General features: G+C 64.6%; 12 protein-coding genes. 2 read left to right on the forward strand and 10 right to left on the reverse strand.

The window, feature by feature from the left end; genetic code table 11:
* Window positions 1-302: 302 nt before the first annotated feature.
* The 9 genes from CH296_RS05645 to lnt all read right to left on the reverse strand — a co-directional run bounded on the left by CH296_RS05645 (window position 303) and on the right by lnt (window position 9,677).
* On the reverse strand, window positions 303-1,544 hold the full coding sequence (locus CH296_RS05645) for an Nramp family divalent metal transporter (protein ID WP_037106759.1): 1,242 nt from the start codon (window positions 1,542-1,544) through the stop codon (window positions 303-305).
* A gap of 99 nt (window positions 1,545-1,643) precedes the next feature.
* Window positions 1,644-2,507 carry a cytochrome c biogenesis CcdA family protein gene (locus CH296_RS05650; RefSeq protein ID WP_037106698.1) on the reverse strand — a complete coding sequence of 288 codons (864 nt, stop codon included), beginning with the start codon at window positions 2,505-2,507 and terminating at the stop codon, window positions 1,644-1,646.
* On the reverse strand, window positions 2,504-3,136 hold the full coding sequence (locus tag CH296_RS05655; RefSeq protein ID WP_052054827.1) for a TlpA disulfide reductase family protein: 633 nt from the start codon (window positions 3,134-3,136) through the stop codon (window positions 2,504-2,506). The genes CH296_RS05650 and CH296_RS05655 overlap by 4 nt, the downstream gene beginning before the upstream one ends.
* Window positions 3,133-3,765: a TlpA disulfide reductase family protein gene (locus CH296_RS05660; protein WP_032382626.1), complete on the reverse strand. Its 633-nt coding sequence runs from the start codon at window positions 3,763-3,765 to the stop codon at window positions 3,133-3,135. The genes CH296_RS05655 and CH296_RS05660 overlap by 4 nt, the downstream gene beginning before the upstream one ends.
* A 55-nt stretch (window positions 3,766-3,820) precedes the next feature.
* The gene (locus CH296_RS05665) at window positions 3,821-4,459 is read right to left on the reverse strand and encodes a vitamin K epoxide reductase family protein (protein WP_032382567.1); all 639 of its coding nucleotides are present in this window, start codon (window positions 4,457-4,459) and stop codon (window positions 3,821-3,823) included.
* Window positions 4,434-5,093 carry a thioredoxin domain-containing protein gene (locus CH296_RS05670; RefSeq protein ID WP_032382568.1) on the reverse strand — a complete coding sequence of 220 codons (660 nt, stop codon included), beginning with the start codon at window positions 5,091-5,093 and terminating at the stop codon, window positions 4,434-4,436. Before CH296_RS05670 ends, CH296_RS05665 begins: the two co-directional genes overlap by 26 nt.
* Window positions 5,094-5,577: 484 nt before the next feature.
* A complete protein-coding gene (ccsB, locus tag CH296_RS05680; protein WP_037106700.1) occupies window positions 5,578-6,540 on the reverse strand; it encodes a c-type cytochrome biogenesis protein CcsB in 963 nt (320 codons plus the stop codon).
* Window positions 6,541-6,544: 4 nt separating this feature from the next.
* Window positions 6,545-8,170: a cytochrome c biogenesis protein ResB gene (locus tag CH296_RS05685; RefSeq protein WP_037106701.1), complete on the reverse strand. Its 1,626-nt coding sequence runs from the start codon at window positions 8,168-8,170 to the stop codon at window positions 6,545-6,547.
* A gap of 13 nt (window positions 8,171-8,183) precedes the next feature.
* On the reverse strand, window positions 8,184-9,677 hold the full coding sequence (gene lnt, locus CH296_RS05690) for an apolipoprotein N-acyltransferase (protein WP_241483656.1): 1,494 nt from the start codon (window positions 9,675-9,677) through the stop codon (window positions 8,184-8,186).
* 319 nt (window positions 9,678-9,996) lie between these two features.
* On the opposite strand from lnt, the gene lspA reads away from it, so the two are divergent.
* Both lspA and CH296_RS05700 read left to right on the forward strand, forming a co-directional pair.
* Window positions 9,997-10,512 (forward strand): signal peptidase II, encoded by a 516-nt coding sequence (gene lspA, locus CH296_RS05695; RefSeq protein WP_052057732.1) that lies wholly within the window; start codon window positions 9,997-9,999, stop codon window positions 10,510-10,512.
* A 225-nt stretch (window positions 10,513-10,737) separates the two neighbouring features.
* Complete coding sequence (locus CH296_RS05700; protein ID WP_032370893.1) at window positions 10,738-11,151, forward strand: Rieske (2Fe-2S) protein; 414 nt, start codon at window positions 10,738-10,740, stop codon at window positions 11,149-11,151.
* Between the two features lie 182 nt (window positions 11,152-11,333).
* On the opposite strand, the gene CH296_RS05705 is transcribed toward CH296_RS05700, so the two are convergent.
* Window positions 11,334-12,257, reverse strand: coding sequence for a cation diffusion facilitator family transporter (locus tag CH296_RS05705; RefSeq protein WP_032370892.1), 924 nt, complete (start codon window positions 12,255-12,257; stop codon window positions 11,334-11,336).
* Between the last annotated feature and the right edge of the window lie 193 nt (window positions 12,258-12,450).

A 12,450-nucleotide genomic window follows, 5' to 3' on the forward strand; every position in this document is an offset into this window, starting at 1 on the left:
CGGGCACGAAACAGGCCGACATCGACCTGCCACCGACGTCGACGATCCGCACGCCGGGTTGGCGGCCTCGAAGAAACTGGTCAAACGTCGAAGATGCCCGGCGGCGGCGTCACCCGTATTTGCATCGATTGCGTTGCGTACGAACCGTTGCACCCTTGCGGAGCCCTCCTCTTTCACGGACGACCTGTCGGCCGAGCTGCGGAAGAACCCACTGATTCCGATTCACCGCCCACCACCATCACCACTCGAACGGTGATCGATTCGCGAACACAGGCATGCAGGACTTGTTCACCTGCGCCCGCTCAGGCGACGGTCAGATAGATCAACGCGACATTGAGTGCGGCGACGACTCCTGCGATGAACCAGGCGGCATATCGAGTGATCCGGTGATTGACATCGCTGCCCATCAGGATGCGGTCGGAGGTGAACCGTACCAAGGGAATCAGCGCGAACGGAATACCGAAGGACAACACGACCTGCGAGACGACGAGAGCGCGACTGGGGTCGACTCCAGCGGCGAGGATCGCCAGTGCAGGGATCAGGGTCACCAGCCGCCGCACCATGATCGGGATGCGTTTGCGGAGCAGGCCGTCCATGATCATCGCGCCGGCGTATGCCCCGACCGAGGTCGACGCCAAACCGGACGCGAGCAGTCCCACGGCGAACAACAATGCAATAGCGGGCCCCAGTGTCTGACCCACTGCTGCATGGGCACCTTCGATGGAATCGACGCCCTCGCGCCCGCCGAGGGTCGACGCCGGCAACAGCAACATCGACATGTTCACCGCTCCGGCCAACAGCATCGCCAACCCGACATCGATCCGGGTGACACGCAGCAACCGCCGACGGACCGGACCTGCATCGGGGTGTCCGTGCCGGTCACGTGCGAGTCCGGAGTGCAGGTAGACCGCGTGCGGCATGATCGTCGCACCGAGCATCGCGGCGGCGATCAACACGCTTTCCGCGCCGTCGAACCGAGGAATCAGACCGGCCGCGGCCTCGGTGAACGATGGCGGTTCGACCACGACGCTGGCGAGGAATCCGACGGCGATGACACCGAGTAGACCGAGAATCACGAACTCGAAGGGACGCTGGCCCCGCCGGTCCTGGACCATCAACAAAACCATCGACACGGCCCCGGTGATCAGGCCCCCGACCAGCAGTGGCAAGTCGAAGAGCAAGTACAGCGCGATGGCACCGCCGACCACCTCCGCGAGATCGGTGGCCATGGCGACGACTTCGGCCTGCCCCCAATAGGCAAGTCGCACAGACTTGCTCGATTTCTCACGGACGACCTCAGGGAGGCTCATGCCGGTGACGATCCCAAGTTTGGCGGACAGAAACTGCACGAGGCCGGCCATCACATTGGCCGCGACGATCACCCAGACCAGCAGATATCCGAACTGCGCGCCCGCACTGACGTTGGAGGCGACGTTGCCCGGGTCGACGTAGGCGATCGCGGCGACGAACGCCGGGCCGAGCAACACGAATCCCGCGCGGAACCTCGAGGGCGGCCGAGACGATCGGCGCTGCAGCACAGACATGACCACACCCCCAGGCACCGTCATCATTTCAGGACCCTGAAAAATATAGTTCGGCTACCCGAACTATGCAATGGAGGTGGTGCAGACGGCGTACTTACCTCAGATGGGCAACACGACGGCAGTGACGAATTCGTTGCGGATCCAGGCGATGAACAACCCCCACACCCCTGTCAGCAGCGCGACGCCGACCGCGATCATGATGATGCCGCCCGCGACCTTGATCCTCTGCGAATTCCTCCGAAGCCACCCCACACCGCGCATCGCCGAACTCGAGCCGAACGCAAGAACGACGAACGGCAGACCGAGTCCCAGACAGTAGGCGACGATGAGGGTGACCCCGCGAGCTGCTGTTGCGCCTTCGGTGCCCGCCGCCACGGACAGCACGCCGGCGAGGGTGGGACCCAAACACGGCGTCCAGCCGAGCGCAAACACCCCGCCGAGCAGCGGGGCTCCGGCGAGGGAGGAGATGCGTTGAGGTGCGAACCGGACGTCGCGTTGCAAGACGGGAATCAACCCGATGAAGGCCGCACCCATGACGATCGTGATGACACCGCCGACGCGTTGGAGCACTTGCTCGTTGATGCGTAAGGTGCCGATGACCCCGAAGACCGAGGCTGTGGCGAGGACGAAGACGACCGTGAACCCGGCGACGAACAACGACGCGGCACCGGCCACACGCCAGCGATTCGCCAGCTCCGTCGACGAGTTGCCGGTGGTCGAGTTGCCGGTGGTCGAGTTGCCGGTGGTCGAGTTGCCGGGCGCTCGGGTCTCGGCTGATTGGGCGTCGGCACCGGCGATTCCCGCCAGGTAGGACAGGTATCCCGGCACCAGCGGCACCACGCACGGTGAGGCGAACGAGACCAGCCCGGCGAGCATGCATGCCGCGATCGCCAGCACCAGGGGCCCACTCGACGCGGCGTTCTGGAACGTCGACCCGATGTCTTGGGCGAGAAGAGTCGTCATTCGGCGGCTATCCGTTCGACGACGGGAAGGAGATCGTCGGTGAGCAGGGCGCGCATGAAGACCGCCGCGACTCGGTGCTGACGATCGAGTACCAGCGTCGAGGGGATCACGCTCGTCGGGTAGTTCCCACCGAGGGCGATCAGTGTCCGCATCGAGGGGTCGTAGATCGAGGGGTACGAGACGTTGTTGTCGACGACGAAGTCCTGCGCTTTGTCCTTCTGCGGGTCTCTGACGTTGATGCCGAGGAACTGCACACCGCGCTCGCGGGTTGCCTCGTAGACTTCTTCGAGGTCGTCGGCTTCGCCGCGGCAGGGCCCGCACCATTGGCCCCACAGATTGATCACGACCACCTTGCCGTCGTAGTCCGCCAGAGCGACGCTCTTGCCTTCCTCCATCAGGTCAGGCCCTGCGAGTTCGCCTACGGTTCCTCGGGTTTCGGGTGGATCGTAGACGATGTCGGTTTGTCCGCCGGGGGCGACGAAGTCGAAGCTCCCCGCGGGAGCCGCGGCGTCGGTGCCTCCGGAGCATCCGGAGATCAGTAGTACGGCGGCAACGATCGATCCAATTGCCGCGGAGGGCCTGCAGCCCTGACGGCGCGCACCGACCCGCACTGGCGGGAAGCGTTTCATGAGGTGAAGTCCTTTACTGCAGTGCGGATCTGGTCTGTCGTCTCGAACACTGTCGGGTCGGTGACGCGCTCGATCGTTCCGTCCGGACGGAGGAGAAAGCTCAGGGGCAGGACCGGCGGTGCCGCGAGCGCGTCCAGGACGCTGCCGCCGTCGATGTAGTTCGGATAGCGCAGGCCCAGTTGCGTCACCAGCGAGGCCGCGTCCGCGGGTCGGTCCTCGACGTTGATTCCGACGACTCGGATCGCGTCGGGATCTGCGGCGTAGGCGTCGACGACGGGCATCTCGGTGCGGCACGGGCCGCACCAGGATGCCCACACGTTGATCAACGTCGTGTCATTGCCGAGAGCGGCGGCGAGATCGACGTCGACAGTGTCGCCGATGCAGCGTACTGTCATCCCCGCCAGTGGACCGCCTGCGCGTGGTATCGGTGGCGGACACAGCGGTAGCGCTGCTGCTCCTTGTTCCGTGACACCGGCCGGCCGGGTCGATGCGGGTTCGGGTCCGACCGGTGCAAAGTTGTCGGCGATGACGTCGGACGGGCCGCGCTCGACGTCGTCGGAGCGTGGCCACAGAGCCACGATCGATGCGGCCACGAGTACGAGCATCACAACCGTTCCGCTGTGTCTCATTGCCTCGACCGTCCCCACCGCGGGGATCGCACACGAGGCGAACACGTGCCGTCGGTCATAGCAGTGTGGACCAATACGACCAGAAGCGCTGTGCGATAAGAGCAATCACTGTCAGGTACCACACGGTCAGGGGAATCGAGTGATTGCGCATCAACACCTCCATCCACTGCCGTCGGCTCGCACTCGCAGCTGCGCGGTCGAGGTTGCGCAGCGTGACGTACCAGAAGATCGGTACGGTGACCGCCCACACTGCCATGCAGTACGGGCACAGAGCGCCGATGTCGTAGAGGCTCTGTCCGATCAGCCAGTGCACGAAGACTGCGGCAGCAGTGACACCGACCTGCAGTGCACCCCAGAACCATTGCGCGAACACCGCGCCGGCGAGAAGGGCGGCTCCCACTGCTGCCACGACGGCGAAGCCTGCGATACCGAGAAGGGAATTGGGAAATCCGAACACCGATGCCTGCGGGGTGTCCATCACCGATCCGCAGTTGAGCACCGGGTTGATGCTGCAGGTCGGGGCGTAGGCGGGATCGAGCGCCAGAGCGAACTTTTCTACCGTGAGCACGAACGCTGCGGCCAGTCCGGTCACGCCCCCTACCAGCAGCAGCCAGGGCAGGCTCCGGACGAACTGTCCGCCCTGACCGAATCCGGTGGCAGCGGTGGGGTCAGCCGAGTGCAGCGTCGAGGGCATCGGCGAGGTCTCCGTAGGTGGTGGGCTCGATCTTGGTGCCGTTGAGGAAGAACGTCGGTGTGCCCTGCACGCCGAGCGCGATTCCGTCGGCGACGTCGGCTTCGATGCGCGCGAGCGTCACGGGGTCGGTGTAGGCGGCATCGAAGGCGTTCATGTCGAGCCCTTGCTCGACGGCGAAGCTGCGGAACAACTCGTCCTGCGGAATCTGTTGTTCGCCCCATTGCGCCTGCGTTTCGTACATGCGCTGATACATGGCCTCGAATCCGCCCTGCTGCGCTGCGGCTTCGACGGCGCGTGCGGCTCGTTCGGCATTGAAGTGGGAGGCGATGGGAAAGTAGCGGGCCACGAAGCTCACTCGGTCGCCGTACTCTTCACGCAGTTGTTCGATCGCCGGGTAGGCAGACCGGCAGGCCTCGCACTCGAAGTCGAGGAACTCCACGAACGTGACCCGGCCATCGGCCACCGAGTTCAACCGATGACTGTTCTCGCGCACCGCAATCGAGGCAGGGTCGGTCGCGGCCTGCTCGGCGGCCACAGCATCCGGGGACCCCGATCGGTCCACCACCAGAAATACAGCCAACGCGGCGGCGAACACGACCACCAGGGACAAGGAAATCTTCAACGCTCGGCTCATAACAACTACCTTTTCGGTTCGTTCCGGCTGATCGATGTGTCGTTCGGAATGATCGATGTGCCCGAATGGGCGGTACCTATCGCGTCTGGAAACCTATTGGTCTCGCACCACAACATCACCGACACCGGTGTCGGCACCGCGAACTCGACCATGGAAAGAGATCAGATCTGGGAGAGGGGACCGGACTGCACGCGGGCTCGACGGGATCGGCATGACCACTGCAGCAGGGGCATCGACAACCGAGGTGCGCCGGCACCCCTCGAACGAGCGCACGTTCTCTCGCAGCCCTATCCATGGCTGCATACTCGCACTCTGACGATATATCGAACGCCGCTATGACAGAACATGTTCGGCAAGACTCTCGGGGTCAGATGCTCCAGATCGCGGCCCAGGCTCCAGGATCGCGGTTGGGGTGGGTCGACGACACCGATACCCCGCGTCCCGGGACCGTGCGGACGCGCTGGGAGGCACGTAGCGGGCGGCATCAGTTCAATCCTGCGTAGGAGTGCAGGCCGGAGACGACCATGTTGATGATGAACAAGTTGAACAGCATCGCCACGAATCCCGCGATGTTGATCCACGCTGCGCGGGTGTTGCGCCACCCGCTGGTGGCGCGGGCATGCAGGTAGGAGGCGTACACGATCCAGGCGATGAAGGAGACCGTTTCTTTCGGATCCCAGCCCCAGAACCGGCCCCATGCGGCTTCGGCCCAGATCGCACCGAGGATGACGCCGACGCCGAACAGCGGAAATGCGAAGATCGTGGTCTTGTAGGCCAGGATGTCCAGTGTCTGCGCGGAAGGAAGACGGGCGACGATTCGGCTCATTCTGCTCCCCGAGTCCTCGGGATGCTTCATGCGGATCAGGAACAGCGCGCTCGCAACCCCGGAGATCAAGAACACCCCGCTGCCGAGCGAGACGATCGAGACGTGCACCGGCAGCCAGTACGACTGCAGTGCCGGTACCACCGGTGCTGCGTCGGCGTACAGCACGGTGCCGGCGACGAACAGCAGGATCAACGTCGGTACCAGAACGAACAACCACAGGGTGCGCAGCTGCGTCGAGCGCAGAACCACCACGGCAGCCAGTACACCGGCCGCGCAGGTGACCGAGACGAATTCGTACATGTTGCCCCACGGAGGCCGACCCGTGGCGACCCCGCGAAGGACGATCGACCCCACGTGCAGAGTCAGTGCCACCATCACCAACCCGAGTCCGCTACGCCCGAAACGTTCGGATGGAACTCGCCGGGGTGCGTCGGGAACACGTCCCGGCGTCGCCGACGTGGCAGCAATGATCCGAACACGAAGCCGCTCCGTATTGTGCAGTTCCGCAGTACGGGTCGTCGCGAGCTGCGCGAGGAACGCGATCGCGGCGAGGAGATAGACCACGAACGCGGTCTCGAAGCTGATGTCGCTCCACCGGGCGAAGGTGTCGTCGATCGCCATGGCACTACACCGTTTCTCTGTCGTGGGTCTGGGAGTCGCTCGGGGTTGTCTGCGGCCAGATCTGTGACCGGAGGGTCTCGAATTCGGGTCCCCAACCCGCGTGATCGGTGCGAGCCAGGCCACCCATGTCCACTCGCGAGAGACCGTGTTCGCCAGGGTGGATCCGGAACCAGACACGGCGGCGTGTGATCACCAGGGAGATCAGCAGTCCGGTCATCATCGTGATGGCGAACACGAGCACCCACCGCTGCGCGGGGTCGTATCCGACCTGCAGGTTCGCGAATTCCTTGGCCCCGTCGAACCGGACGACGGTGCCGTCGGAGAGGGTCGTCGATTCTCCGGGCCGCAGGTTGACCCGGTCTTGTTTCACCAGCCGGCCCTGGTTGATCATCTCCTGGTCCAGGGAGAAGATCGACTGCGGGATGCCTGTGTCGAGACCGGTATCGCCTTTGTAGATGTCCACTGCCACAGCAGGATCGACCAATTCCGGGAAGCGGGAGGAGAGCAGGTTGCCATTGAATTGCGCGGTGGGCGCGAAGAGCCCTTCGATGGCGATCTGCCCTCGGCGCCGCTCCTCGGCGGTGGCGTAGGTCCCCCCGGGCGGGTCGAATCGCAGCGCGCCGCTGCTGAGGAACGTGGTGGCGTCGTCGGGGCGGAACTGCAGCGCTTCGGTGCGGGTCTGGCCGTCGGGGAAGGTGACGGTGAACTCGGGGGCATAGCCGTGTCCGGTGAGGTAGATGCGTTCGTCGCCGAGCCGGAGGGGTTCGTTGACTTTGAGTTGATACTCGCGCCAGGTGTCGGCGGCGATGTCGTCGGCGGATTGGTAGGAGATGTTCGAGGTGAACATCTCGGCCTGACCGTTCTCGAGGTAGTCGGCGGTGAAATCTCTGACCCTGATACAGAACGGCTCGAGTCCGGTGCCGTCGGTGCTGTTGCCGGCGCGAAAGGAGTCGTAGATCGCGGGCGAGGTGTTGCAGAAACCGGGCCCGTTGTCGGCGATGACGATGACCGAGCCTTCGTAGCCGAACAGTTTGCCGATCGCGATGGCCGCGAGCAGACCGATCAGCGAGAAGTGAAACAGCAGGTTCCCGGCCTCGCGGGTGTAGCCCTTCTCCGCCGAGAGAGTCAGTGCCCCATCGGGCTCGGGTCGAACGGCGGTACGCCACCCTTTCAAGTGCCGCGCGATGTCGGCGATCACCTTCTCGGGGTCACCGGCGAGGGTGCCCGAATGATGCAACGGTAGTCGAGTGAGGTTTCGCGGTACTCGAACAGGTTGTGCGCGAAGAGCTTTGCCGTGCTCGATCAACCGGGGAGTCAGACAGCCGATCAGCGACACGAACAACAGGACGTAGATCGCGGTGAACCAGGAACTCGCGAACACGTCGAACATTTCCAGCGTGTCCATCACCGGCCCGAGAACCGGACGCGCGGCAATGAAGGAATCGACGGCCTGGGTGTTGAGATTGCGCTGCGGCAGCAAAGCGCCGGGGACAGCTGCGGCGGCGAGGAGGAACAGCAGCACCAGCGCTGTGCGCATCGACGTCAGTTGTCGCCACCGGTTGCGCAGCATCGCCACTGTTCCGCGCACCAGTCCCGGCGAGCGCACACTGGGGTGTTCGTCGATTGTCATCTCCTCGCACTCTTCACTGGCCCGCCCATCGAATACTACGCACCATAGTAGTTGGCGGGTACGGTGCAGATCTGCGCGACCGACGAGTTATCGAAATGCCAAGTGCAGCAATGGTACCGGTGGTGACAGCCCATTCCGAAGCGCTGCCGACGATGGTCGCCGGGGTGAGGGTGGTGCTCAGTGCCACCTCGGCGACGACAGCTGCGGGAGTGAAGAGCTCCGTGCGCTCGACGACCTCCCCGCGCGCGCCGATGACGGCGCTCACGCCACTGGTGGCGGAGACGACGACGCTGCGCCCGTGTTCGACCGCACGTACCCGCGACATGGCGAGTTGTTGATAGGTCATGTTCGTCCGACCAAAGGTGGCGTTGTTGGTCGGCACTGCGATCAGCTCGGCGCCGGCGCGAACGGAGTCGGTGAGCAATGCGTCGAAGGCGACCTCGTAGCAGGTGGCCACCGCGACGGGCACTCCGGCGAGGTCGAGGACACCGTTGCCCTGTCCCGGGGTGAAGTTTCCTGCCTGCGCGGCATACGGGGACAGGGCGGTGACGATCGTGCGCATCGGCAGGTACTCCCCGAACGGCACCAGCTGACGTTTGTCGTGCATCTGCCCGGGCCCGGTGACGGGATCCCACACGATCGAGGTGTTTGTGGTGGTGCCGTCGTCTCGTCGCAGTACCGCGCCGACCAGAACGGGGACTCCGACGGCGCGGGCTGCGGCGTCGATACGTGCAGCGGCATCGGGGTTGCGCAGTGGATCGATGTCGGAGGAGTTCTCCGGCCAGATGACCAGATCAGGTGCGCTCACGCGGCCGGAGTCGATGTCGGCGGCGAGCTCGATGGTGCGCTGAACGTGGTTGTCGAGAACCGCGCGTCGTTGGGCGTTGAAGTCGAGACCGAGACGCGGGACGTTGCCCTGCACGAAGGCGACGGTGACCGTGTTCTGCGGCGGTGGAGCGAACAGTGGAGCCACCACCGTGAGCGCCCCCACAGCAGTGGCCGCACCGACGAACGACGCTGCTGCAGTTCTGCGGGTGATGCGATCGGAGGCAACAGCACCGGCCAGGGCGGACCCGATCAGCACCACGACGAACGACAACCCCGGCGCGCCGATCACCGCAGCCAGAGGCAGCAGCGGCCCGTCGGATTGGCCGAATGCGATGCGGCCCCAAGGGAAGCCGCCGAACGGGATCCGAGATCGTGCCGCTTCCATCGCCACCCATGCACTCGCCACCCAGACCGGCCCCCACGCCAGTCGGGACATCCGATCCGCTACTGCGCCGAACAGCGCCACGAAGAGGGCTTGGACGACGGCCAGGGCCAGCCACGGCACCGATCCGACGTACTCCCCCACCCACGGCAGCAGAGGCACGAAGAACGCCGAGCCGGCGACGAAGCCGTAGCCGGCCCCCGCACGCGCCCCTCGCCCGCGGACCGCCAACAGCAGCATTGCAATTGCTACCGGAGCGAGAAACCACAGATCGACGGGAGGGAACGTGGCGTACATCGCCAGCCCCGAAGTTGCCGCTGCGGTCAGACGTGCCCAGGTTCGGGGCCCTTCACCTCGACTTGTCCGATACAGCCGCCACACTCGACCTCGGTCTACGCAGGACGATCGGGGTCCGGGTCCGGCATCGGGCATCGCCCTCATGACGAGGGTGCCGCCGCCCTCACGGCGACACGACGCATCGGGTGGCGGAGAAATCGACGGTATTCATCAACTACTATGGTGCATAGTATTTCAAGTGTTGGCAAATCCGGGGTCACCGGCACCGTCTGCGGCGCACCCGGACGTACGCACGGTGTACACCCGAGAACGAGGACCAGTGACCCGCTCCCCCATCGCCGCCGCTCGGCTCCGCGCCGCCGCAACCGCCCTTGTCCTGACTCTGGTCGCTGCCGCCCTACTGGTCGACTACTGGGCGCAGGCGGCGTTGCCCGGCTCGACGATTCCGCTGCGGATACTCGAGCTGCGACTGGCCTTCAATCGCGGAATGGCGTTCAGCCTGGGTGATTCTCTGCCCGTGTGGGTCGTCGTCGCCGTGACGGCGTCGATCACCACCGGGTTGGCGATCTACGGGTGGCGTACCGCGCCTCACGCGGGTCCGGTCACCACGGCAGCGCTGTCGTTGGTCCTCGCCGGTGCACTCTCGAATGTCCTCGACCGGCTCCTCGACGGCGCGGTCACCGATTACTTTCACACCGGTTGGTGGCCGACATTCAACCTCGCCGACATCTACATCACCTGCGGGGTGGTGCTGGTGATCGGGGCGGCACTGTTCACGCGAGAGGCCACGAAGATTACCCCTCGGCCCGCAGTGCCCGACAGCGCCGAATCGTGAACGTGCATGAGATACCTCGGTGCTCAAATCGAATGCCCTGCAGTGCACACACATTCGCGACAGGACAATCATGCTGATTCGCTCGAACAGTGAGAGTGATCGACACCGGAACGGCTCGAAACATATTCGACCACAACCACCGACAAGAGATCGTCGCCTCTCGCTCACCGAGGCGCACCGAGGCGCACCGAGGCGCACCGAGGCGCACCGAGGGGAACCTGCTGCATGAGCGACAACATCCCGGCGCTACCGCGCCGTATTTTTCTCGCTACGAGCTGCGCTACAGCGTGCCTGGCTGCCGCCGGATGCAGCGTCGGCGAAGCCCCGTCCGGTGAGGACACCGCTTCCGACGGTCCCATCACCTTGTCGGTGAACGATGTTCCTGTCGGCGGTGGAATCGTGCTCGCCGACCGGCAGGTCGTCGTCACCCAACCGGAACCCGGTACCTTCCGGGCCTTCTCGGCTATCTGTTCTCACCAAGGGTGCACAGTGAACCGAGTTCGCAACGGCACGATCGAGTGCCCCTGCCACAACAGTGCCTTCTCGATCACCGACGGGGCGGTCATGCGCAGCCCCGCTACCGAGCCACTGCCGAACCGCGCCGTGACCAGAACGGTAGATACCCTCACAGTCGACTGATCCATCACCGGGCGACCGAACATGCGAGGCGGACGGGTTCGGGGTGAACGGTCTCGACCGGGCCGATGTGCGGCAATCGAGGACCCTCTCTGTGCCCCCACCCCACTGGTGACGGTTCCGGTACATCGCTGCCGTCTCGACGACAGCACGGCGTGCCGATCTCGCACCGGGTCGAGACCTGCCTACCAATTGACCTCTCGGCAACGGCCTTCGCCTTCCTGGGGTTCGACCTGCACAGTGGCGTGTTCGAGACCGAACTCGTCGCGGAGAACCTGCTGCGCTGCAGCGAGCACCCGGGGTGTCTCGGCCTCCGGGGCGACCGTCAGATGCGCCGAAGCGACCTCCATCCCCGACGTCAGTGTCCAGATGTGCAGATCGTGTACCTCTTCGACATCGTCGACACCGGTCAGGGCCTTTTCCACGGCGGCGACATCGATGCCCGACGGAGCGTGTTGCAGCAGAATTCGTACGGCATGACGCCCCAGAGTGAATGCACGCGGCAAAACGAACAACCCGATGGCGACCGCGATGACCGGGTCGGCGTACCGCCACCCGAACACGACGGTGACCAGTCCGCTGACGAGCACTCCGATCGAGCCGAGCATGTCCGCCATCACCTCCAGATACGCACCCCGAACATTGAGGCTCTCTTTCGCACCACTACGCAGAAGGAGGAACGCGATGAGGTTCATGGCCAGACCGAGCAGTGCCACCAACATGACCGGAATCCCGGGCACCTCCGGTGGGTTCGTGATGCGTTGCGCGGCTTCGTAGAGAATCCACCCAGCGACACCGAAGAGCAGCACTGCATTGAACAGAGCCGCGAACACTTCGGCTCGATACAGTCCGAACGTGCGGCCGGTCTTGCGAGACTGCCGCTGTGCGAGTGTGATCGCCACGATCGCCATCAAGACCCCGAACACGTCGGTGAACACGTGTGCGGAATCGGACAACAACGCCAGCGACGAGGTGGACAGACCCACTACCACCTGCGTCACCAACGTAACCGCCCCGAGACCGACAGCGATCCACAGTCGCCCGAGGTGCTTACCGGATGCGCTCGCCGGCGATCCCGGCTCTATCCCGTGGCCATGTCCGTGTCCCATCGTGGGTACCCCTTCTCGGCGTGGTTCGATAACAGGAACACAACATATTGCGATATGCGCATATATGCAAGTGTTGTGTTCGCCGGAAGCTGCTGCCCGCGGCCGCACTACGTCGGCGCAGAACTATGATTCGTAGTAGTTCGATCTCGGCTGCGCGACTCGGTCGCGCAGCCGTGCCGATATTGCCGGCCGA

This window comes from Rhodococcus sp. 14-2496-1d, assembly GCF_002259365.1.
GTDB lineage: Bacteria > Actinomycetota > Actinomycetes > Mycobacteriales > Mycobacteriaceae > Rhodococcoides.